Source organism: Acidobacteriota bacterium (assembly GCA_030697165.1).
Lineage (GTDB): Bacteria > Acidobacteriota > Vicinamibacteria > Vicinamibacterales > UBA2999 > 12-FULL-67-14b.
In genome coordinates this window covers 199,689-222,286 of the sequence record JAUYQQ010000003.1, presented here as the reverse complement: position 1 = coordinate 222,286, position 22,598 = coordinate 199,689, and the positions used below count along the sequence as shown (strand labels likewise).

The following is a 22,598-nucleotide window of genomic DNA, read 5'->3' as shown; positions in this document are numbered from 1 at the left end:
ACAGTGCGATGTGGCGTCCGCCTTTAGGCGGACCTAACGAACGAAGGCGATTTCCGACAGCGTCAGCGAACCGGAGGAGCCGGGGCGATTGTTCAGCGTGTCGATCACGAAGAGCAACGACTCGATACGCGGCAACGGTGCGGCCGCCGTCGAGGTTGAGCCGATCGGCCTGAAGCTCGTGAGCGGCAGGTCGATGAGACGAGACTCGCCATCGGCGTAGAAGGTTCTCCCCCACCGTTCCGTCGCGCTGCCCGCGCGTAACTGCACCCACGCCCTCACCGGTGCGGACGCCCTCACCGTGAACCGTACTCGCCCGAAGTCAGCAAGTCCGCCAATGGTGGGCAACGCCACGGCGGCGTACTGCCCGGCGGCTACCCCTGGCGCGAGGGCGTAGCGCCACCCAATCGGCGGCTCGCCGGCGAAGCGCCGGTCGCGCGAATCAGTCGTCGGCTCGTCCACCAACTCGCTGACGTCGTTGGTTCCCTTCTCGGTGGAGGCGTCCGCGGTCCGGGCGGGAATCCTGGAACTCGGCGTTGCCGCGCCTGGAGCGGGACTGACAAGTCCATCATGCAACCCGACATAGATCGGGTTGGACAGCACCCACGGAATGGGCGGCAATCCCGGCGCGCCGGCGGTGTACGCCTCGATCCGATAGACACCCGGCTCCCTGGTCTCCAGGACCAACTCGTCCTTGGTCGTGCTGCCGACCACGACGCCATTGCGCAGCAACTGAAGTGTGGTGCCGGGCGGCCCGCTCAGACGCGCCCGCAACGAGACGCGGCCATGGATTGGGATGCTGTCACCCACCCCCGTGGTCCGCTGAGCCGCGGTCGCCGTGAAGTCGAGCGCCCCGGGCGTCGCCAGCGCGTCGATGACGGTGAAGGTCCGGCCAAATTTCAGCGCCCTGAGGACGTCAACGGCGTCTGCATGAGCGTCGCCCGTGAGCGGTTGGTTCAGGACCGCATGGTTAGAGAAAGTCCGGAAGGTCGCCTCGTAACCCGGAAGTCGGACATGGATCGTGGACACATCAGGATCGCTCTCCTGCCGGAACCCCAGGCGCGCGTGCGCGTCGGCGGCGGCCAGCGCGGGCATCGGACGGGTCGCACCCGCGGAGTCCCATCGCGCTAGTAAATCAGCGGGCCGATCCAGGAGCGCGGCCATGGCGGGAGCCGGCCGGATGCCGTAACTCAACACGGCGCGCGCGAGCGCCAGCCCAGGCTCGTCTCGCCAGCCGCTGTCCGCGTTGAGCCACTCCAGGCCGTCTGGCTCAACCTCCCAAGCCGACCATCGCAGCGCCGGCCGCGGCGAATCGGGATGCGCCGCAATCCCGACACCGCCCAGACGCCGCACGTCTTCCAGCACATCAGCCGCGGCCCCTGCGAATGGATACGGCGCGGCCGGCATTCCCAGCGCCACCAGGTGGCCGCTGGCCGTGTTCAGTTCGACCGCATCGATCACCAGCACGCCGTGGCGATACTGCGGAGCATCGGGTTGCCGCGTGCCGTCTCCGTGGTCGGTGATGACGATGAATTGGAGTCCAGCACGCGCGGCCGCGGCGGCAATGTCGTCCACCGATCCACTGCCGTCGGAGCGATCCGAGTGAATGTGATACGCCCCGCGAGCCGTCGGCGGACCGCCAGCCAGCGGCGCCGTGTCGCGCGTCGCCGGCGGCAGGAGCATCCAGCCAATGACCAGCACCAACGCGACCAACAGGCCAATGATTCGTAGTCCGCGATGGCGAAGCAGCTGGGTCATGAATCTCTAGGGCCGCGGGTGGAACTTGTCGTACACCGCCCGCAGTCGCGCCTCTAGAATATGCGTATAGATCTGCGTCGTCGACAGGTCGCTGTGCCCGAGCATCATCTGGATCGCCCGGAGGTCGGCGCCGCGCTCCAGCAGGTGCGTCGCAAACGAGTGGCGCAGGACGTGGGGACTGAGGGCGCCGGGCAGCCCGCATTGCCGCCCGTACGCCTTCAGGATCTTCCAGAAGCCCACGCGCGACAGCCCGGTGCCGCGGGCGTTGACGAACAGGCGCGTCGAGGTCCGCTTCTTCAGCAGCACGGGCCGCGACTCCGCCAGGTACCGCACCACCCAGCTGGCGGCCTCATCGCCGAGCGGCACCAGCCGTTGTTTCCGGCCCTTGCCGGTGGTGGTGAGGTAGCCGCTCTCGAGGTTCACGTCCTGCGGCTTCAGGTTGATCAGCTCAGAGACACGGAGTCCGGTGGCGTACAACACTTCGATCAGAGCCCGGTCGCGCAGGCCGCGCGGCACGGCGGTGTCGGGCGCCGCCAGCAGCTTGTCCACATCGTCCACCGACAGGAACTTGGGCAGCGTCTTCCAGGCCCGTGGGGCCTGCAGGTCGTCGGCCGGGTTTACGGTGCGATGGCCCGAGACGACGAGAAACCGGAAGTAGCCGCGGTAACAGGCCACACTGCGCGCCACCGAGGCCGGCGCCCGTCCTTCACCCATGAGTTGCCGGACCAGCGCCTCGAGGCCGCGGCGATCGAGATCCTCGACGGCCCGGCCCAGTCCGGCGGCAAACTGCTGCAGCTGGGCCAGGTCGCGGGCGTAGCTGTCCACGGTGTTGGGCGACAATCGGCGCTCCACCGCCAGGTGGGACAAGTAGGCGACGACGAGCGCACTCACCGCACAAGGATAGTCTCATTGACAGCAGGCACACCGGGGACTAGCATCAGCTGTTACCTTGATCGCAGCAGAGACTAGCTAGTGGCCCCCACCCGTTCTCGATGGCAGTCGCTCCCGACCGAAGCCATTAACCCCTCGTCGCTCAACATCGACAAGCTGGACGCGGGCGGCATTGTCGACCTCATGCTCACCGAAGATCGCCGCATGCTCGTGGCGGTCCAGAAGGAGCGCGACCGGATTGCCCTGGGCGCCGACATGTGTGCGAAGGCCCTCCGCAAGGGCGGCCGCCTGGTGTTCGTGGGCGCCGGCACGAGTGGCCGCCTGGGCGTGGTCGAATCGGCCGAGATGCCGCCGACCTTCGGCACCAACCCGCTGCTGGTGCAGGGTGTAATGGCCGGCGGCAAGAACGCGATCATCCGCGCCAAGGAAGGCTCGGAAGACAACTACGAAGAGGGCGCACGCGCCCTCACGCGGCTCGACCCGACCAAGAAGGATGTCGTGATCGGCGTCTCGGCCAGCGGCATGACGCCGTTCGTCCGCGGCGCGCTGACGAGCGCCCGCAAGGCCGGCTCGCGCGTGGTGTTTGTGACCTGCGATCCCCGCAACGAACTGCAGGCGTTCGTGGACCTGACCATCGCCCCCGCCGTCGGGCCCGAGATCATCGCCGGATCGACCCGCCTCAAGGCCGGCACCGCCACCAAGATCGTCCTCAACATGCTGACGACGTCGGCGATGATCCTGATTGGTAAGACCTACGGCAACCTGATGGTTGACGTGAACGCGCTCGGCTCCGAGAAACTGCGCGACCGCGCCCGCCGCATTGTCCACATCGTCACCGACCTCGACTACGACGAGGCCGAGAAGCTGCTCAAGAAGGCGCACTGGAACGTCAAGGTCGCCATCGTCATGCAGAAGGCCGGGCTGACCTACGCCAAGGCCGTCACGCGGCTGCGCAAGTCGGACGATTTGATCCGCGATGCGATTGGCGAAGACATCGAACCCCGTCTCAAGGCGCTGATCGCCGGCCTGCCCTGAGCGAGCGTGGCGCGCGTCAGCGCGTCACGCGAGTCGAAGGGGCACTCTCTAAGCCAGTCTTGAGCCCGCGGCGCGGTCGAGCATGACCGTGACGCGCGGATGTAACTGCAGGAATGACGCGGGCAGCCGCGTCGTGATCGGGCCGCCGATCATGCCGGCGACGGCGGCCGCTTTCTCTGTGCCGGTGGCCATCAGCACAATTTCCCGCGCGTGCAGGATCGTCGCCATGCCCATCGACAAGGCATGCGTCGGCACGCGGCCCAGGTCGCCGCTGAACAGGCCGGCATTGGCCTCGCGGGTTTCGCGGCAGAGCTCCGCCACGTGTGTGCCGGCCTCCAGCGCGTCGGCCGGCTCGTTGAACCCGATGTGTCCGTTCGCGCCGATGCCGAGAATCTGGAGGTCGATGCCGCCGACCTCGTCGATGGCGCGTTCGTAGCGAGCGCACTCGGCGGCCAGGTTGGCGGCGCGGCCGTCGAGCATGCCGATGTTCACCGTCTCGATGCGCACGTGGTCGAACAACTCGGCCTGCATGTACGAACGATAGCTGCCCTCGTCGGTGGCACCGAGGCCGACGAACTCGTCAAGGTTGAAGGTGCGCGCCTGCGACCAATCGACATGACCGCGATGGCTGCGCGACCGGATCTCGCGATAGAGCGCCACCGGCGTCCGGCCGGTCGGCAGGCCGAGCACGAGGCGCGGCTTGAGGGACAGGGCTTCGATCACGCGAGTAGCGAGGGTCGAGGCCAGGACATCTTCTTGGTCGAATCGTTCAATGTTCACTGAGGTGTCGCGCGAAAGGCATCACGGTAAGGGGGAACGCGGACACCGCCGTCGGCTTCCGCCAACGCCAGGCGCACCGCGCCAAGCGCCGGCTCCACGCCAAGGGCGGCGACGGTGCTGCGGGGCGCGACCTCGGCCAGCCGCCGGCTGACCTCGTCGGCGAGCCACGGGGCGCCGCGCAGCATGCCGCCCGACATCAGCACGGGAAACTGTTCGCCGCGCATTTCGAGGCTGGCAATGACCGAGGCGGCAGCCAACGTCAACTCCTCGGCGGCCTTGCGCATGATCTCGCCGGCCACGGCATCGCCGGCGCCGCGCGCCTGCTCCACCAGCGGCCCCAGCGACGCAATCGCGCGCTTGCCCTTGGCGTGGTCGTAAATCTCTGACACCAGCTGTTCCGGGCGGGACAGCGTGAAGTGCGCCAGGACCAGGCGCGTCAGCCCGGTCGCGGGCCCGCGGCCGTCGGCCGCGCGCGTCACGGCCTTGAGGGCGCGGCGACCGATCCAGTACCCGGAACCCTCGTCGCCGAGCGACGTGCCCCACCCGCCGGCGCGCGCCGCGAGCCCATGGCGATTGACGCCGTAGGCGATGGAACCCGTGCCCGAGATCAGGACCAGGCCCGGGCCCACCGCCGCCGTGTCGTCAGCCAGCGGCACACCCGCGACCAGCGCAATCAACGCGTCGTTGACGATCAAGGTGCGCTCGCGGAAACCCAGGCGCCGCATCACGGCCGCGATCACCTGGCTGTCGCCCTCGCGATCGACGCCGGCCAGCCCGAGGCAAACCGCGGCGGGCACCCCGGCGCCGCCGGCCATCGCCTGATCGATCACGTGATGCAGGACCTTCTCCACTTCGAGCTCGCCATGCGCCTGCAGGTTGGCGCCGCCGGCGCGGCCCTCGCCGACGATGCGGCCGGCCGCATCGGCGAGCAGGGCGACGGTCTTGGAGCCGCCGGCGTCGATACCGAGCACATGCATCCCCCTAGCTTACAGCCCGGACGCGCGCCCCCACCGGCCGGGAGACATGCTAAGTTGATGTGTTGTCAATGTTTCGCCCCACTCCCCCAGTAGTGGCGCGCCTGGTCCGGCGGTCTGCCCTGGCGTTGGCGGTCGCCGCACTCGTGGCCGTCTCGGTGTTCGCGACCGATGGCGATCCAGCCGACCTGTCCACCGTAGCCCAAGGGGCGAAGGTGGAGACGCGCGCGTTGTGGGTCACGCGCACCACGCTGTCGTCGCCCGAGGCCATTCGCGAGATGGTGCGGGCCGCCGATGCCGGCGGCTTCAACACGCTGATCGTCCAGGTGCGTGGACGCGGCGACGCGTATTACGCGAGCACACTGGAGCCGCGAGCCTCGGAACTGGCGTCGAAGCCGGGGTTTGATCCGCTCGCCACGGTCCTCGCCGACGCGCATGCCGCCGGTCTGAAGGTGCACGCGTGGGTGGCGGTGAACCTGGTCTCGAGTTCGGTCAGCCTGCCTGCGGCGCGGGAGCACGTGATTTACCGCGAGCCCGAGTGGCTGATGGTCCCGCGCGAGCTGGCCGCCGAGATGAAGAAGGTGGACTCGCGCAGCCCCGCCTACCTTGGCCGCCTGGCGCGCTGGACGCGGGCCCATGCCACCGAGGTTGAGGGGCTATACACCTCGCCCGTGCATCCACGGGCGCAGGCACACGCCGCGGCCGTGATTGGCGAGTTGGTCCAGAATTACGCAGTCGACGGCGTACACCTGGACTATGTCCGTTTCCCGAACGAAGACTTCGACTACAGCCCCTCGGCGATTGCGTTGTTCAAGGCCACGATTCTTCCCGACATGAGCGAGCAGGAGCGGCGCCAGGCCGCGGCCCGCGAAGTGCTCGACCCGGCCGCCTATCCGAACCTGTATCCCCAGCGATGGAATCGGTTCCGTCGCGACGGCCTGACCGCGCTCGTCACCCAGGTGCGCACGGCGATCAAGGCTGCCCGGCCGGGCGTGCTCTTGAGCGCGGCCGTCGTTCCTGACGCGCAGCAGGCCGCCTCGTCGCGCCAGCAGGACTGGCGCGCATGGCTCGACCAGTCGCTGCTCGACGTACTGTGCCCCATGGCCTACACCACCGACACCGGTGTGTTTGCGCAGCAGATCGAAGCGGCACGCGACTACGCCGGTGACCTGCCGGTGTGGGCGGGCATTGGCGCCTATCACCTGGCCCAGGCGCAAACGCTGCAGCACATTGCCGCGGCTCGCCGGCTGGGCGCCGCCGGCATGATCCTGTTTTCCTACGACGCCCTGACCGCGCCCCCGAACAGCGCCGGCACCCTCAGCGAACTGGGCCGGGCGGCCTTCGGGTCGGGATCGCACTGAGACAGCGGTTCGCACTACACTGCGACTGACTCATGTCGCTGTCCGCGGTCGACTACGCCGTCATCGGCGTTTACCTGCTCGCGATCACCGCCTTCGGTTCGTGGTTCGCGCGATACCAGAAGACGACGCGCGACTACTTCCTGACCGACCGCAGCGTGCCCTGGTGGGCGATCTGCTTCACCATCGTCGCCACCGAAACCAGCACGCTGACCTTCATCGGCATTCCAGCGGCCGCCTACGGCGGCAACATGACGTTCCTGCAACTGGCCGTCGGCTACATCATCGGCCGGGTGCTGGTCAGCCTCCTCTTCATTCCGGCCTATTTTCGCGGCGAGCTGTTCACGTCGTACGAGCTGCTGCAGCGCCGCTTTGGCACGCGCGTCAAGACGCTCGCCGCCGTCATCTTCCTGATCACGCGATCGCTGGCTGACGGCATCCGGCTGTTCACGACCGCCCTCGTGATTGCGATCGTGACGGGCGTGCCGGTGACCGGTGTGGTCGTGGTGCTGGGCGCGGCGATGATCCTCTACACCATGCGCGGCGGCGTGTCGGCGGTGATCTGGACCGACGTGGTGCAGATGTTCGTCTACATCGCCGGCGCCGCGGCGGTGGCGTGGGCCCTGCTCGGCCGCATTCCCGGCGGCTGGCCGGAAGTCGTGCGCGCCGGGCAAGAGACCGGGCGGTTCGTGTTCTTCGACCCGGCGTTCGACCTGACCCGGCCGTACACGATCTGGGCCGGCCTGCTTGGCGGCGTGGCCTTGACGCTGTCAACCCACGGCACCGACCAGTTCCTGGTGCAGCGCTTGCTCTCGGCGCGGAGTGCGAAGGAGGCATCGCGCGGGCTGATCCTGAGCGGCTTCATCGTGTTCGCGCAGTTCGTGCTGTTCCTGCTGATCGGCGTCATGCTGTTTGCGTACTACCAGCACGTACCGATCCCACAAACCTTGACGCGCGCCGACCAGATCCTGCCGATCTTCGTCGTCAGCGAGCTGTCGAACGGACTCGCCGGCTTCATTGTCGCGGCGATTGTCGCCGCGGCGCTGTCGCCGTCGCTGAACGCGATGGCGGCGACCACCATCAGCGATTTCTACTTGCCGTACGTCAACCCATCGGCAGACCAGGCGACGCAGATGCGCATCGCGAAGCTCGTGACCGTGGGCTGGGGCATCGTGCAGCTGGCGGTGGCGATCGGCGCGCAGTGGATGGAGCGATCGGTACTCGATGCCGGTCTGGCGGTGTTGGGGTTCGCGTCGGGACCGGTGCTTGGCGCCTTCCTGCTGGGCACCCTGGCGGCGAGGGTGAGCGAACGCGACACGTTCTTCGGCATGGTGGCCGGCCTGGGCTTGATGACGGCCGTGTGGTGGTCCACGCCGATCGCCTTTACGTGGTATGTCCTGATCGGCGCCGTCACCACCTGCCTGGTCGCGGGGATCCTGGCGACCGTGCTGCCGCGCCAGACCGCGCCGGCATCCTGATGGCCGCCCCCTACCCCACCGTCGCCGGCGTGCTCGAGCGCGCTATCGCCAATCGGGTGTTCCCCGGCGCGGTGGTCGAGGTCGGCCGGCGTGAAGGTGCGGTGGCGACGATCGCGCGTGGCTCGCAAACCTACGCCGACAGCGCGACCGTCGTCGCCGACACCATTTACGATCTCGCGTCGCTGACCAAGGTGCTGGCGACCGCGGCGCTCGCGGCCGGCGAGTTTGCCGGCGGCCGCATGCGGCCGAACGACCGCGTGCGGCACTGGATTGCGTCGTGGACCGGAGAGGATCGCCAGCCGGTGACGATTCAGGACTTGCTCGAGCATTGCTCGGGTCTGCCGGCGCATCGGCCGTACTGGGAACGCCGCCGCGGCCGCGCCTCGTTCGAGCTGGCGATTTGCGAAGAGCCGCTCGACTACCTGCCCCGCACTCAATCGATCTACAGCGACCCTGGGTTCATCCTGCTCGGCCTCGCGATCGAGCACGCGGCCGCGACCCCACTCGATCAGCTGTTCGACGGCTGGCGGGACCGGGAGTTGGGGCGAGGGGCCGAGTTGAGGTTCCGGCCGCCGGTCGAATGGCACGACCGCATTGCTCCCACTGAGGACACGGCCGAAGGTGAAGAACGGCGCGGGGAGGTGCACGACGAAAACTGCGCGGCGCTCGACGGGGTGGCGGGACACGCCGGGCTATTCGGCACCGCCGCGGCCGTCGGCGCGTGCGCGCGCTGGTGGCTGGCGTCGCCGGCCTTCGCGACGTTCGCCCGCCAGAGCAGAACCCCGGGCAGTTCTCGCGCGCTCGGCTGGGACACCATGCTCCCCACCTCGTCGTGCGGCACGCTCCTGTCGCGTCACGCCATCGGGCACACCGGCTTCACGGGCACGTCGCTCTGGATCGATCCCGATCGGGACCTGTATGTAGTGTTGCTCTCGAACCGCGTGCACCCAAGCCGCGACGGTGACGGCATCCAGGAAACGCGCCGCGCGTTGCACGACGCGGTCGTCACCGACCTAGCCTAACCACCCAAGGCACCTTAGGCACCCTAGGCACCCCAGGCACCCTAAGGCTGTGGAACCGGAGGACGATTCGGCTGGCCGACGAGCGGTGTGAACGTGGCACCGCCCGGGCCCTGCTGTCCGCCGCTCGGCCGCTGCCCCGGCCCGGGGAACGATCCCGGCTGCATGCCAAACGCGCCGGGACGCTGCGGTGGGCCGCCGGGGGCGCCCGGCTGCTGTTGACCCGGCCCTCCGGGCCGCTGCGCCGTCTGAACGTAGACGAACGCCCATTCGTTGTATTTGTTGCGGCCGTTGTACAGCCTCAGCGAAGTTTCCGTGCTCTTGGACGTGACGCCGATAATGCCGCCGGCGCCGGTTGCGCCGGTGCTGCCAAACCCCGCCTGCAGGGTCTGGCGGGCAGGAGTGCCCAGGTTGGCACTGCCCTGCTGGCCCGGATTGGTCGATCCGGTCGGCGAGCCAATGCCCTGGGCGGCCTGGTTGGCGTAGATCGGCTGGAAGTCGTCGTTGGTGATCGGGTCTTTGTATTTCTTGCGGAGGAAACGTTGCTCAACCAGGACATCGATGCTCGGCGGTGCCGTATTGGCAAACTTGCGCTGGAACAGGCCAATGGCGCGGGCGTACTGGTTGCCCCGGAACACCAGCTCCTGCTCCTTTTCGCGCGTGGCGAGCGTCGTCCAGTGCGGCAACAGGGCGCCCATCAGCACCGCCATCACGCTCATGGCCACGAGCAGGGCCGCCATCGCGTAACCACTCGACGTCTTCAGCTGGCCCACCGGTCCGGCGGGCAATCCTTGACCCGCTAACTTCATGCGTCTATTATCCTTAACAGGCCTTTCAGTGTCATCTTTTCAATCGACCCTTTCCAGGGTCCTGCCGGCGGCTGGTTCCAGGCAACGCGATACGCTGCGATCGTGTGTGGTCGCCGGCGCCGCCATGCTGGCGGTGGTCGCGGCCTCGTGCGACAAGGTCCCGCTGACCTCACCAACAGGCTCGACCATCTCGATCGCCGTCGACAAGAACATCATCCCGGTCAACGGCCAGGCCACCGTCACCGCCACCGTCGTGGAGTCCGCCGGCACGGCCGTGCATAACGGCACCGTCGTCAGCTTCACGACCACGGCGGGCCGCTTCGACCCTGCCGAGGCGACCACGGTCAACGGTCGAGCGGCCAGCACGTTCATCGCGCCGAACGTCTCGGTCACGGCCACACTGAACGCTTTTTCCGGTGCGGCGAGCACTCGCTCTGGCAATAGCAGTTCGGGCGGTGTCCAGGTGCTGGTCGGAAGCGCCGCAGTCGGCACTTCCGGCGTGTCCATCAATGCGGCCCCGTCGACCGTGCCGCAGAATGGCGGGACGGTCACGGTTACCGCGCGCGTCCTCGACTCGTCGAACAACCCCCTGCCGAGCGTTGCCGTCCTCTTCACCACCGACCAGGGCACACTCGAGAGCACCACGGCAACCACCGATGCGAATGGGAGCGCCTCGACGCGGCTGACGACCAATCGGGTCACCAAAGTGGCGGCGACCGTTGGCGCGGCGACCAAGGAGTTCACGGTCAACATCGTGACCGCTCCCACGGTGACCATTGCGGCGACAGGATCCGGGCACATCGTAGGGCAGCCTGTCGCCTTTACGCTGACACCAGCGGGTGGTGCCACCAGCAACCCGATCCAGTCGGTGGTGGTGAATTGGGGTGATGGGCAATCTCAGACTGTAACCGGCGTCACCGGCAACGTCGGGCTGACCCACACCTACAGTCGCGCGGGTGGCTACACAGCCACGGCGACGGCGACGGACATCAACGGCGTGCAGGGAGTTTCATCGACCGCGATCGTCGTCGGGTTCGAAGCGCTGCCGACCATTACGATGTCCGCGAGCCCTGCTAATCCTGTGCCGGCGAATGGGCTCGTAACTTTCACGCTCACGGCGGGCGCTGGCTCGGCGCCGATCCGATCGGTACGCGTGACGCTGGAGAATGGGACAGCGATTTACACCGGCACTGGCGGCGGCACGTTCTCTTATCGGTTTGATTCAGGGACGACCAACCGTGTGACCGCGACTGTCACCGACGCCAACGGCAGCGTCGGCACCACATCGACGACTATCGTCGTGTCGTAGTCTCGGCCTTCGCCGCTAAAGACCAAAGGGCTAGAGTGCTTCCGCACCCTGGCCCTTTCTTTCTTCCAACGCAGAATGGTCCGGCCGACCGCCTTCGCCAAGGCTCCGGCGGGTCAGGAAGCCGGACCCTACATCAGTTCAGCTCACCAGTCGGCGTAGCGCGTGCCGTCGAGCGCCGTGCGGTCCGAGCCGCTCTTCACCGCGAAGATGCCCACTTGCGACGCCGGGTTGTTCGGATCCGGCTCGGCCTGCGTGGTCACCCAGGTGTCTTTCGACTTGGTGAAGGGGTCGATTGGGATCTCGCGCAGATAACCTTCCGACGCCAACTCGGACAGGTCCGACGGCCACTTGTTCTTGTCGGCGTAGTACTGATCGATGGCGTCGTTCATCCGGAACAGGTTTTCCTTCAGCACGGCTTCTTCGGCGCGGGTCACGCTGTTGCGGTACTGCGACATGCCCATGCTGGCCAGGATGACGATCAGCGTCAACACGACCAGCACTTCAATCATGGTGAACCCGCTCGCCGGCGACCGTCGTTGCGATATCAATGTCACGGCGCTAGTCCCAATCGCGATACTTGGTGCCGTCGAGCGCCGTGCCCTGGTTCTTGGAATACACGTCGTAGACGTTCTGCCCGCTCCAACTCGATGAATCGGGCTTGTCCTGGTACGCCCTCAGCCCCCAGTCGGCGTCACCCATGGTAGGGTCGACCGGAATCCGGCGCAGGAACTTCAGCTTGCGCCCAGTGGCGTCGTTGGCCACCGACACGCCATCGACCAACGCCTGCAGATCCGGCGGATAGCCCTCGCTGTTCGCCTTGAGTTCGGTGGTCGGGATCTGACCCGCGTCCGCAGCATCCTTGAACTTGTCGATCGCGGTGCGCATCTCACGCAGCACGCGCCGCAATTCGGCTTCGCGCGTGCGCTGCATGGTGACCCTGGCCAGCGGCTGCACCGCCGATGCAAGGATGAGGACGATGGTCGTCACCACCAGCAGTTCGACGTAGGTGAACCCGCGTGACTTCATTACCGCACCGTCACTCCCGCCGGCAGGAACTGCAACTGCACACTGGCGCCGCCCGGCACGCTCGCAGAGCCGGTCACCGACAGCGACCCGGTGCCAGCAGCGACAGGCTCGATCAGCAGCGCCCCCAACAGGCCCGCACTCGACGCGCCGGTCTGGTCGCCGGGCCGAGTGATGACAAGGTCAACACGTCCGCTCTTCTCGTCGATCTGGCTCGTGAACGCCGGGGTGACGCCGCCCTGGCGCATGAACGTCCCTTCCTGCACGCTGCGAACCCGGACGAGGGCAGGGTTATAGGTCACCGAGATGGTGAGCGTTGACACGCGCGTCGCGCCGGAGATGGAAATCGGCACGGTATACGGACCGCTGCCGATTCGCATTTCGCTCGGCGGGCTCACCGAGATGCGCGCCGGCACGACCGCGGGAGGCGAGGCCGGTGCGGCGGCCGTAGCGGCGGCAGGCGCGGCTGGAGCTGGGGGCGGCGCGATCGGCGCCGGCTCCGGCGCCACGGCCGGCTCATCTGGCGGCGGGGCCGCGGCCGGACTGGGTGCCGCAGCCACGGCGGCGGGCATCGTCATGCCGGGAATGGGCGAACTGCCAGGCGGCACCACGGGCCGAGGGCCGCCACCCGGCAGCACCGGCGCCGCGGCGGGTTGCATGCCCGCGGCTGCAGCCGCCGCCGGCGAAGGCGCCACCCCTGGCGTCGTCGGCGGCACGGCAATGGCGGGCGTTCCCGGTACCGCGGCCGCGGGCGCGTCGCCGCCAATCACGGCCGGCGGGCCGCCGAGCACCATGTTGCTCTGCGTGCCGATGTAGATCGGGCTCAGGTCCGACGCCTTCAGTTCGTGGGTGCGCAGAATGCGCGGCGTCAGCAGCATCACAATATCGGTCTGCTTGATGAGGTTGTCGTTGCTGGAAAACAGCTGCTTGACGATCGGCAGCCGCATGATGCCCGGGAAGCCGGTGAGGGACTTACGTTCGTCTTCACGCAGCAGGCCTGCCAGCAAGTTCGACTCGCCGTCGCGCAGCCGCAGCCTGGTCTGCACCTTGCGCGAGAAGAACGACGGCAGGTTCTGGCCGGCGATGTTGGTGTCCGTGCCGCGAGCGCTGTTCTCGATGCTAATCTCGAGAATGATGTCGCCGTCGTAGGTCACCCGCGGTGTCATGTCGACGATGATCCCGATGGTGCGGTAGCCGTAGGAGGTCAGCGGATTCACCGTGCTGCCGCCGGCCGCGATCGGCGTGAACGTGGTGCTCGGCACCGGCACGTCTTCACCGAGATTGAGCGACAGCTTCTGCCCTTCCGTGCCACGCAGGTTCGGCTTGGCCAGCACCTTGGTTTGCGAGTCGCTCTCCAGGAACCGGACTACCGCTGACGGCACTTGCAGGTAGAAGTCGGCGGTGCTGACGCCTTGCGAGATCGTGTTCAGATTGAACGGCTTGTCGGACGGCGTCGATTCGGGCGAGAAGTTCAGCGCCGCCGAATAGCTGCCCAGGTCGAGGCCGTACCGCTTGGCGCGTTCGCGGCTGACCTCGAGAATCTGGACGTTCACCGACACTTCGGCGCGCGGCTTGTCGTTGGCCTCGATAATGCGCTCGGCCACCGCCACCACGGCCGCCGTGGCGCGAATCGTCAGCGTGTTGGCGGTCTTGTTCGGGACGATCTGCGGCTGAATGGCCATGCCCGCCACGCGCAGCATGCCGGTGAGCAGCGCCTGCATTTCGGTCGCGTCGGCGTTGGAGATAAAGAAGGTCCGAATCACCTGGTCTTCGTACTGCGTCCGCTTCTGCGTGCTGTCGGCGGCGACGATGATGGTCCGCTCGTTCAGCACCTTGTAGAAGAGCTGATTCGCGATCATGATCTGCTGCAACGCCTGTTCGAGCGACACGCCCTCGAGCTTGAGCGTGATCGAGCGGTCCTGGAAGTCGCGATCGAAGGTCACGTTGATCCCGCTGTAGTTGCCGATGAAGCTGAGGATCTCGCGCAGGCTGGTGTTCACCAGGTTGACGATCAACGGTTCCGGATTGGTCGGGCTCAGCACCGGCTCGATGCTGCGGCGCGCCTGCTGCCGTAGCTGGTCGATCGCCGGCGGCGGCGTCGCCGCCTCGATGCGGTCGCGCAACAGGCGCTCGATCTCGGCCGCCTTGGCGGCGATCGTGCGGTTGGACGGCTCGAACTCCATGGCCTTGGTATAGGCGCGCAGGGCTTCTTCAAGTTGGCCGGCGGCCTCGAACTGCCGGGCGCGATCGGTGTACTGCGTCGACGCCATCAGCATGGCGCGCTCGAGAGCAATCTTGTAGTCCGGGCGATCGGGGTCGTCTTCAAGCGCCTGGCGATAGAAGCCGACGGCGGCCTCCCAGTCGCCGGCCTGGCCCGCCGTTTCGCCGCGCGCGAAAGAGCGGCCGGTGGCGCACCCGGCGGCCAGCACGGCGGCCAGCGCCACCAACACGACTCCGTTGACCAAACGCCTCATCATCATTCGCTCTACTGCCCCGTCAGCCGAATCACCTGGCGGCCCCGTCCATCGAGATGGGTGACTTCCACGGATTCGGCGCCGATCTTCACAATGCGGTAACGGCCATCAATGGTATCGCCGTCCTTGCCGTACATCGTTACCTTCCCGTCGCTCAGCACCGCCCATTTCACGCCGTTGGCTCGTTCGACCAGGGCGATGAACTTCAACGGTATCGGCGGCGGTGGCGGCGGCCCGGCCGGTGCCGGCGGCGCCACCGGCCGCGTCACCTCGGTCTCCGGCGACGCCACCGCCCGCGGCGGCGCCGGCGCTACCCTCGGCTGGAACCGAAACGGATTACGCGCCGTCCCGCTCGGTTCGCCTCGCTCCGCGGCCAGCGTGTCGAGGGCGACCGGCCTCGGGGCCTCGGCGGCCTCACCGGCGGCCGGCCGCGCCGCCTGGGCGCGCGCCCCCGCGACCGGCGCCGCCGCCGGTTCCGGCCGCGACTGAAACCATACGCCAAGCGCGAGCACCAGCACGACACCGCCACCCATCAACAGCCGGCGGCGATCAGCGAGCATCGCGCCTCGACTGGTAATACGTCGATACCGCCAGCGCCAGCGACAACGTATTGCCATCGCCGCCTTGCGCCAGCGACAGGTTGTCGATCACCACGAAGTCGGGCAGCGTCTCCACGGCGTGGATGAACCGCTGCACGTCTTCCCACTCCCCCGTCAGGCTGTAGTTCACGGCCAGGCTATCAAGCGACGACTCCCGCAGGGTGGTCGGCGAGGTCGAGCTTTGCCTGAACACCACGTCGTGAGACCGCGCCAGCAGGCTCAACTTCGAGTGCGTGATGCGCTGCGCGGCGCTCAGGTCCGCGGGCAGCACCTCGCGATAAAACCGCTCCAGGTCGCGGGTCGCCTGCGCCTGGCCGTCGCGGGTCGCCTCGGCGGCCGCCAGCTCGGCGCGCGCGTCGGCCAGCGCCAGGCTCGAGGCCTGCGCCCGCGTGCCGCCGCTCTCCACCGACGCCCTCAGCGGCAACACCAGCAGCACCAGCACACCGAGGTTGATGGCCAGCAGCGCGCCGAGCGGCACGAGCACCCGCCGGTGGTCGGCGACGACCCGCGCGAACGGCACCTCGCTGCCCGTCGTAAACAGCGCCTTCATCGCCGGCCTCCCGCCACGACGTTGGCCGCCGAACGGTTCGCCGGCGCCGCCTCGCCAGGTTCAGACGCCGACGGCGGCTGCTTGGCCGCCGGCGGCGGCGTAATGGCCGGCGGCGGGAGGTTGTAGTACGCCTGCAGAACCGACGTCAGCGAGAGGTCTTCGTTGCTCGAGTCCGACCGTGACAGCACATCCAGGAACACGCCGGTTTTCTCGAGGGCCTCGATGAAGCTGTCGAGATCCTCCTGCTGCCGGGACTGGACGGTGAACGCCACCAGCAGCCGGCCGGCGTTGTCGACCTGCGGCTGCACCGACGAGATGCGCACTTCGGGCGGGAGGGTGGCCTGGAACTGATTCAGCAACTCGGTCCACGAAAACGCGCGGCGATCGATCAGCGCGTTGGCCTCGCGCGCGGCCGACGAGACCTGCGACAGCTGCGTTCGGTCGATGGTCTGCTGGACCACCCGCGCCTTCTCCCGCAAGTCGCGCGCCGCGCTCTCGTTCTCGACGACGGTCCGGCCGAGGTCGCGATTGGCCCGCTGCAAGCGCCACAGTTCCACCGTGTTAAACACCGTGAGCCCGGCCACGATCACGCCGACCGCCGCCAGGACGATCCGCACGGCACGGGTGTTGTAGAAGGGCCGCGTCGACAGGTTGGTGCGCAGCATCGCTAGGCCACCCGTCCTTCCCTCAGCAGCACGCCGACGAGCGGCGCCAGCACGTCGAGCACCTCCTGCGAGGCGCCAATGCGATCGGGCAGCGCGGCCGCCTGGCGCGGGTCCACGGATTCGACGCCGATGCGCAGCCGTTCTTCGAGACCCCGCCGCACGCTTTCGGCGCCACCCGGCAGCCGGCCGCCGCCGGCGATCAGCACGCGCGCGAAGCCGGCGCCATGCAGGCGGTCCTCGTAATACATCGCGGTCTGGTGAATCAGGTCCGCCAGCGTCCCCTCGGCCTCTTCGCCGCGGTGGCGGAAGAACAACAGCGCCTGGTCTCGCATGACCGCGAGCGTCAGGTAGGTGTCGGTGATGTGAACGAGCAGCCAATCTCCCGCGGGGCCGCCCGCCACGGCCAGGATGCCATTGAGCACGCTGAACGACGCGAGATCGACCAGGCCGGCCTCGGCGCCGGCCATCAGGCAGGCCTGCTCATACTGCTGGATCACGTCGGCCCGGGCCAGCGACACCACCATCTCGTGGCTGCCGTCAGCCGCGGCCAGTCCGGGCGACACGCTGATCACGGCCTGCTCGATCGGGAACGGCGCGGTCTTGCGCACCTGCCACCGGACGATCTCCTGCAGGTCGGCGGCCTTGGGGGGCACTTTCTCCAGCCGGAGCAGCGAGACCTTCGCCACCGTGTCGGGCACGACCAACGCGACGCGGCCGGGCGGGTGGCCCAACGCGGCCAGCACGCGGCCAACGGCCTTCGCGACGGCCGGCACGTCCGCCATGTTGAGCGCGGAGAGCGACGGCACCACCGCGCCGGCGGGTAGCGCCTCGTGGGCGTGCGCCGCGACCACGGCCTGGTCGCCGCGCCACGCCAGGCGCGCCGCCGCCACGTGCGCGTGATCGATCGCGATGGCCACGTCGGGCGGCGGGGACTGGAAGAGGGACCGGAAGCTCATTCGACGAACGTCACCTTGTTGATCTCGCGAAGGGTGGTCTCGCCGTTGAGCACGCGCTCGACGGCCGACTCGCGCAGCAGCCGCATGCCCTGCTCCTTGGCGGCGCGCTTCACTTCCGAGATCGGGCGCTTGTCGAGAATGATCTCGCGAATGTGATCGGTCAGGTCCAGCAGTTCGCAAATAGCCATGCGGCCCTTGAAGCCGGTGCCGCTGCACTCGATGCAGCCGGCGCCCTCGTAGAACGTGTGCTTCGCCGCGACGCCGGCGTCGATCGCCGACTCGGCCAGCAGTTCCGGAGCGATCGTCACCGGATGCTTGCACGCCTCGCAAATCTTGCGCACCAGCCGCTGCGCCATCACGCAGTTGAGCGCCGAGATGAACTGGTAGGGTTCCACGCCCATGTTGAGGAAGCGCCCCAGCACGTCGAACACGTTGTTGGCGTGGACCGTCGTGAACACCAGGTGGCCGGTCAGCGCCGACTGGATCGCGATCTGCGCGGTCTCGGGATCGCGAATTTCGCCGACCATCACCTTGTCGGGGTCGTGACGCAGGATCGAGCGCAGGCCGCGCGCAAACGTCAGGCCCTTCTTCTCGTTGATCGGAATCTGGGTGATGCCCTTCAACTGGTACTCGACCGGGTCCTCAATCGTGATGATCTTGTCTTCGATCGTGCGAATCTCGGCGAGGGCCGCGTAGAGCGTCGTGGTCTTGCCGCTGCCGGTCGGGCCCGTCACCAGCACCATGCCATACGGCTCGCGGATGTACTTGCGGAACCGCCGCAGCTCCTCTTCCGGAAAGCCCAGGATGTCGAGGCGCAGTTCGGTGAACTGCTCGCTCATCGACTGCTTGTCGAGAATGCGGATCACGGCGTCCTCGCCGTGCACGCTCGGCATCACCGAGACGCGGAAGTCGATGGTCTTGCCGGGCACGCGCAGCCGGAAGCGGCCGTCCTGCGGCACCCGCTTCTCGGCGATGTCGAGCTCGGCCATCACCTTGATGCGCGACAGGATCGAGCTGTGGAAGCGCTTGGCGATCGGCCGCATGGCCGACTGCAGCACGCCATCGATGCGGTACTTCACGTAGACCGCATCGTCCTGCGTCTCGATGTGAATGTCGCTGGCGCGGCGCTGGATGGCGGTGTAAATCGTCGAGTCGACCAGCCGGATGATGGGGCTGCTGTCGCTCGTCAACCGTTCGACGGTCAGGTTCTCGTCGCCGAGGTCATCGTCTTTGAGGACCTGGATCTGGAACTCTTCGGTGGCCTCGTCCAGGACGCGCTGCGAGCTTTCGCTCTTCTTCAGCATGCCCTCGATCGCCGAACGCGCGCCCACCATCACCCGCACCGGCGTGCCCAGGATCACGCTGAGCTCGTCGATCATCGGCAGGTCGGTCGGGTCCGAGACGACGATCACCAGCGACTTGCCGTCGCGCCGATACGGCACGAAACCGTAGCGCAACATCAGGTCGGCCGGAATCGACCGGAACAGTTCCTGGTCGATCCGGAAGTCGTGCATGTTGAGGAAGTCGAGCCGGTAGCGCTCGGCCAGCCGGCGCGCCGCGGCCTCTTCGGCGCTGCGTTCGGCCGCCGACACTTCCGGCGCCGCCGGCTCCTCGATCAGGGCCTCCGGGTCGAGCGTCTCGTCCGGGGTTACGTCCACCTGCCGCGTCCCTTCGTCATTAGCTGCCGCCGATCACCGAGGTGAGTTGGAACAGCGGCATGTAGAGCGCCAGCACGATGCCGGCGATCACCACGCCCATGAACACGAGCATGGCCGGTTCGATCACCGTCACAAAGCGCGCCACGTCGGTTTCGATTTCTTCGTCGTAAAAGTCCGACAGGCTGTTGAGCATCTCGGTCAACGCGCCGGTGGACTCACCGACCTCGATCATCTTGATGGCCACGTCGGGCACGGTCTTGCGCTCGAACATCGTGGCCGAGAAGCTCTGCCCCTCGCGGACCTTGGTCGCGACGATCGCCAGCTCCTCGCCCAGGTGGCGGTTGCCGGTCGAGCGCGACGCGATCTCGAGCGCGTTCACCAGCGGGATGCCGCCCCCCAGCAAGGTGGCCAGCGTCCGCGCCATCTGCGTGGTCGCGAACTTGTGGAAACTCGGCCCGATGAACGGCAGCTTCAGCAGCAAGGCATCGAACTTGGAGCCGTGTCCCGGCTGCCGCACCCAACTCCAGAACGCCGCGGTGCCGACCCCGAGCGCGATCAGGATGAGCCACATCTGCCCGCGGATCACGTCGGACACGCCGACGATGATGCGCGTGGATAAGGGGAGTTCGGCACCGAAGCTCAGGTAGAACTCCGAGAAGGTGGGCACGACCTTCACGATGATGATCGAGACCAGCACGACCGCGAGCCCGATCAGGATCGCCGGGTAGATCATGGCTGAAATCGTTTTCGAGCGGACTGTGTCAACCGTCTTCGAGTAGGCCACGTAGCGGCGCAGCACCGCATCGAGATTGCCGGCCCGCTCCCCTGCCATCAGCGAGGCGGTGTAAACGTTTGGGAACAATTCGCCGTGCGCGGCGAAGGCATCCGACAACGCGGTGCCGCCGCGCACCTTCTCGTGCACATCGTCCAGCACCGACTTGAACAGCGGGTTCGTGAGGCGGGTCCGCAGGATGTCGAGCGACTGCACCAGCGGCATGCCGGCCTTCAACAGCGTGGCCAGCTCCTGGTTAAAGACCAGGAACTCGTGGCGGGTGATCTTGCGGCTGCGCGACAGCGTGAAGCTGCCAAAGCCGAGCCGGGGCCGCAGTGCCAGAACGTGCAGCCCCTTGTCCTCGAGCTCGCGCCTGAGGGCAGCTTCGCTCTGGGCCACGTACACGCCCTCGATAATCTCACCCGATGTGGTGCCGAGCCGGCAGCGGAATTCCATCCCTAACAGATTGACCCACAGGGGATTATACGGAAATGGGACCTGTATTCCCACCCGTTTAGACGACCGTTCGACCCGAATAGTCGAGCGACCTCGCCGGGGCGACCCCCGAGGTCTTGATCCGTTCGGTGTTTAATCTGTGCCTAATCTGTGGCCGGCCCGCTGCAGGATGCGGCGGACGTAGTTCTGGGTTTCGGGGAAGGGCGGCAGGCCGCCGTAGCGCCGGATGGTGCCCTCGCCGGCGTTGTAGGCCGCCAGGGCGGTGGGCAGTTCAAGTCGGCTCAGCAGGTCCTTGAGGTGGCGGACGCCGGCCTCGATGTTCGCCTTGGGGTCGTACGAGTTGTGAACGCCGTACTGACGGGCCGTAGCCGGCATCAGCTGCATGAGGCCGCGCGCGCCCTTCTTCGACCGGGCACGGGTCTGGTAGTTCGATTCCTGCTCGATCACGGCGTGAATGAGACGCGCGTCAACCTGGTGGGTGGCCGCGACCGCGGAGATGAGGTCGGCGAACGGGCGGGCCGCCAGCACGGCGTCGGGCACGCCAACCGGTGCCGCGGCCGCTGGCACGGCCGGCGCGTCCTCGACCGGCAACGCGTCCACCGGCACCGGGTACGGCACTTCGTCCGGATCGACCCGGGTGATCATCGCCGCCGGGAACGTCACTTCCCCGCCGGCGCGCAGCACGGCGGTGGCCAGGTCGCCACTAACACGATAGGAGCGAACCGACATGCTTTGCCCGCTCTTGAACACAAGGATCTCCGCGCTCGCGGCGGGCGCGAACAACAGTAGTGATGCGGCCAGCGCGGCGATCCTGAACATGTCCTATTGAATGAACGCGTGGAACACGCGGACGCCCAGTTCGCGGGGGTCGCCGCTCTTCATGGCGGGGTCCAGGGCCGGCACGAAGGTCTTGTCGGCCAGCAATTTCATCTCAACCATGTCGCCCTGGCCCAGTTGGGCCGCGGTCACGCTGTAGGTGCGCACCGGCGCTTCGCTGGCGCTCAGTGGCACGGTCGTGACCACCTGGTCGCCGACCGTGATGGTCAGCTGCTGCGCGCCGTTAGGGCCGGTGGCCGGATTGTCCACCTGAAGATAGAGCACGACGTCGCGCTTGGGATTGCGGAAGGAGATGGTCGCCTCTTTTTTGGTCCACTGCCACTCGGTGCGGCCGGCGCCTTCAGAGACCACCTCGGCCGGGTGCCAGCCGTCCTTGAAGATGACAAAGATGTTCTCGGTCTGCGGCAACAGCTCGAAATCGACGACCTTGTAGGATCGGTCGCCGCGGTCCACGTTCGACAGCTTGAGCCGGTCATTGCTGCCGGGGCTGTAGATGCCGGCAACGACCTTGGCAGCCCCGACGTAGGGGTAACTGGGCACGAACATCGTCCGCTTGTACTCGACGCTCTGCCCCGGCTTCCACTCGGTGCTGGGGGTCGGCGGTTCGTGGTCGTCAGTCCACATCAACTCCTCGTCGGCATCGAGGAAGTGAACGAATACGCGCCGGGCGCCCAGGTTGGGGGCGTCGGCTGCCGCGGTGAACTTGTAGGTCACCTCGACCGGGCTACCGAGCGCGACTTTCGCGCGCGATAACGACACCTCGAGGGTGCCGACCGGGGGGGTCGTGTCTTCGGCCGGGCCGCACGCCGCCAAGGTGACGGTCAGGGCCATCAGTACAGCAGCTGTCCGCAATCGACTAACCATGTCTCTCCGTTGCATAGGGTTCCAAAGGAGAATATCATGCAGTCCATTCCGATGGACACTCCACGAGACGCGCTGGGCATGGTCGAGACGAAGGGCTTTATCGGCTCGGTGGAGGCTGCCGATGCCATGGTCAAGGCGGCCAATGTGGCCTTGATTGGCACGGAATACATCGGGGCCGGCTACGTGACGGTGCTGGTCCGGGGCGATGTCGGCGCCGTGAAGGCCTCGACCGACGCGGGCGCCGCGGCCGCGCGCCGGGTCGGCGAACTGGTGTCGGTCCACGTCATTCCCCGGCCCCACGCCGAGGTCGAAAGAATCCTGCCAAAGGCTTAAGGC

At 67.4% G+C, this 22,598-nt stretch carries 22 protein-coding genes; 6 read left to right on the top strand and 16 right to left on the bottom strand.

Annotated features, from left to right (window positions below; translation table 11 throughout):
* Positions 1-33: 33 nt before the first annotated feature.
* Both Q8T13_03810 and xerD read right to left on the bottom strand, forming a co-directional pair.
* On the bottom strand, positions 34-1,755 hold the full coding sequence (locus tag Q8T13_03810) for a PHP domain-containing protein (GenBank protein ID MDP3716874.1): 1,722 nt from the start codon (positions 1,753-1,755) through the stop codon (positions 34-36).
* 6 nt (positions 1,756-1,761) lie between these two features.
* The gene (xerD, locus tag Q8T13_03805) at positions 1,762-2,646 is read right to left on the bottom strand and encodes a site-specific tyrosine recombinase XerD (GenBank protein MDP3716873.1); all 885 of its coding nucleotides are present in this window, start codon (positions 2,644-2,646) and stop codon (positions 1,762-1,764) included.
* Positions 2,647-2,727: 81 nt separating this feature from the next.
* On the opposite strand from xerD, the gene murQ reads away from it, so the two are divergent.
* Positions 2,728-3,681: an N-acetylmuramic acid 6-phosphate etherase gene (gene murQ, locus Q8T13_03800; GenBank protein MDP3716872.1), complete on the top strand. Its 954-nt coding sequence runs from the start codon at positions 2,728-2,730 to the stop codon at positions 3,679-3,681.
* Between the two features lie 48 nt (positions 3,682-3,729).
* Here murQ and nagB read toward each other — a convergent pair whose 3' ends face one another.
* Positions 3,730-4,461, bottom strand: coding sequence for a glucosamine-6-phosphate deaminase (gene nagB / locus Q8T13_03795; protein MDP3716871.1), 732 nt, complete (start codon positions 4,459-4,461; stop codon positions 3,730-3,732).
* On the bottom strand, positions 4,458-5,438 hold the full coding sequence (locus Q8T13_03790; protein MDP3716870.1) for a BadF/BadG/BcrA/BcrD ATPase family protein: 981 nt from the start codon (positions 5,436-5,438) through the stop codon (positions 4,458-4,460). Before Q8T13_03790 ends, nagB begins: the two co-directional genes overlap by 4 nt.
* Positions 5,439-5,506: 68 nt before the next feature.
* On the opposite strand from Q8T13_03790, the gene Q8T13_03785 reads away from it, so the two are divergent.
* Genes Q8T13_03785 through Q8T13_03775 form a run of 3 tightly spaced genes read left to right on the top strand, consistent with a single transcriptional unit; the run spans position 5,507 to position 9,293 of the window.
* Entirely contained in the window at positions 5,507-6,796 is a 1,290-nt protein-coding gene (locus Q8T13_03785) for a family 10 glycosylhydrolase (protein MDP3716869.1), read from the top strand.
* A 32-nt stretch (positions 6,797-6,828) separates the two neighbouring features.
* A complete protein-coding gene (locus Q8T13_03780; protein ID MDP3716868.1) occupies positions 6,829-8,271 on the top strand; it encodes a sodium:solute symporter in 1,443 nt (480 codons plus the stop codon).
* Positions 8,271-9,293: a serine hydrolase domain-containing protein gene (locus tag Q8T13_03775; protein ID MDP3716867.1), complete on the top strand. Its 1,023-nt coding sequence runs from the start codon at positions 8,271-8,273 to the stop codon at positions 9,291-9,293. The genes Q8T13_03780 and Q8T13_03775 overlap by 1 nt, the downstream gene beginning before the upstream one ends.
* A 41-nt stretch (positions 9,294-9,334) precedes the next feature.
* On the opposite strand, the gene Q8T13_03770 is transcribed toward Q8T13_03775, so the two are convergent.
* On the bottom strand, positions 9,335-10,099 hold the full coding sequence (locus Q8T13_03770; protein ID MDP3716866.1) for a hypothetical protein: 765 nt from the start codon (positions 10,097-10,099) through the stop codon (positions 9,335-9,337).
* Between the two features lie 106 nt (positions 10,100-10,205).
* Between Q8T13_03770 and Q8T13_03765 the strand changes: the two genes are divergently transcribed.
* Positions 10,206-11,408 carry an Ig-like domain-containing protein gene (locus tag Q8T13_03765; protein ID MDP3716865.1) on the top strand — a complete coding sequence of 401 codons (1,203 nt, stop codon included), beginning with the start codon at positions 10,206-10,208 and terminating at the stop codon, positions 11,406-11,408.
* A 143-nt stretch (positions 11,409-11,551) separates the two neighbouring features.
* Here Q8T13_03765 and Q8T13_03760 read toward each other — a convergent pair whose 3' ends face one another.
* From Q8T13_03760 to Q8T13_03710, 11 genes are all read right to left on the bottom strand, one after another.
* On the bottom strand, positions 11,552-11,962 hold the full coding sequence (locus Q8T13_03760; GenBank protein MDP3716864.1) for a type II secretion system protein: 411 nt from the start codon (positions 11,960-11,962) through the stop codon (positions 11,552-11,554).
* Between the two features lie 4 nt (positions 11,963-11,966).
* The gene (locus Q8T13_03755; protein MDP3716863.1) at positions 11,967-12,434 is read right to left on the bottom strand and encodes a type II secretion system protein; all 468 of its coding nucleotides are present in this window, start codon (positions 12,432-12,434) and stop codon (positions 11,967-11,969) included.
* Positions 12,434-14,896, bottom strand: coding sequence for a secretin N-terminal domain-containing protein (locus Q8T13_03750; protein ID MDP3716862.1), 2,463 nt, complete (start codon positions 14,894-14,896; stop codon positions 12,434-12,436). Before Q8T13_03750 ends, Q8T13_03755 begins: the two co-directional genes overlap by 1 nt.
* 20 nt (positions 14,897-14,916) lie before the next feature.
* The gene (locus Q8T13_03745) at positions 14,917-15,465 is read right to left on the bottom strand and encodes a hypothetical protein (GenBank protein ID MDP3716861.1); all 549 of its coding nucleotides are present in this window, start codon (positions 15,463-15,465) and stop codon (positions 14,917-14,919) included.
* Positions 15,455-16,054 carry a GspMb/PilO family protein gene (locus Q8T13_03740; protein ID MDP3716860.1) on the bottom strand — a complete coding sequence of 200 codons (600 nt, stop codon included), beginning with the start codon at positions 16,052-16,054 and terminating at the stop codon, positions 15,455-15,457. Before Q8T13_03740 ends, Q8T13_03745 begins: the two co-directional genes overlap by 11 nt.
* Positions 16,051-16,719, bottom strand: a complete 669-nt coding sequence (locus Q8T13_03735; GenBank protein ID MDP3716859.1) for a hypothetical protein — start codon at positions 16,717-16,719, stop codon at positions 16,051-16,053. Before Q8T13_03735 ends, Q8T13_03740 begins: the two co-directional genes overlap by 4 nt.
* Positions 16,720-16,721: 2 nt before the next feature.
* Entirely contained in the window at positions 16,722-17,675 is a 954-nt protein-coding gene (gene pilM / locus Q8T13_03730) for a pilus assembly protein PilM (GenBank protein MDP3716858.1), read from the bottom strand.
* Positions 17,672-19,267: a GspE/PulE family protein gene (locus tag Q8T13_03725; protein MDP3716857.1), complete on the bottom strand. Its 1,596-nt coding sequence runs from the start codon at positions 19,265-19,267 to the stop codon at positions 17,672-17,674. Before Q8T13_03725 ends, pilM begins: the two co-directional genes overlap by 4 nt.
* 85 nt (positions 19,268-19,352) lie before the next feature.
* Positions 19,353-20,561 (bottom strand): type II secretion system F family protein, encoded by a 1,209-nt coding sequence (locus Q8T13_03720; GenBank protein ID MDP3716856.1) that lies wholly within the window; start codon positions 20,559-20,561, stop codon positions 19,353-19,355.
* A gap of 132 nt (positions 20,562-20,693) precedes the next feature.
* Positions 20,694-21,380, bottom strand: coding sequence for a lytic transglycosylase domain-containing protein (locus Q8T13_03715; GenBank protein ID MDP3716855.1), 687 nt, complete (start codon positions 21,378-21,380; stop codon positions 20,694-20,696).
* A 3-nt stretch (positions 21,381-21,383) separates the two neighbouring features.
* Positions 21,384-22,229 carry a hypothetical protein gene (locus Q8T13_03710; GenBank protein MDP3716854.1) on the bottom strand — a complete coding sequence of 282 codons (846 nt, stop codon included), beginning with the start codon at positions 22,227-22,229 and terminating at the stop codon, positions 21,384-21,386.
* Positions 22,230-22,313: 84 nt separating this feature from the next.
* On the opposite strand from Q8T13_03710, the gene Q8T13_03705 reads away from it, so the two are divergent.
* A complete protein-coding gene (locus Q8T13_03705) occupies positions 22,314-22,595 on the top strand; it encodes a BMC domain-containing protein (GenBank protein ID MDP3716853.1) in 282 nt (93 codons plus the stop codon).
* Positions 22,596-22,598: the final 3 nt, after the last annotated feature.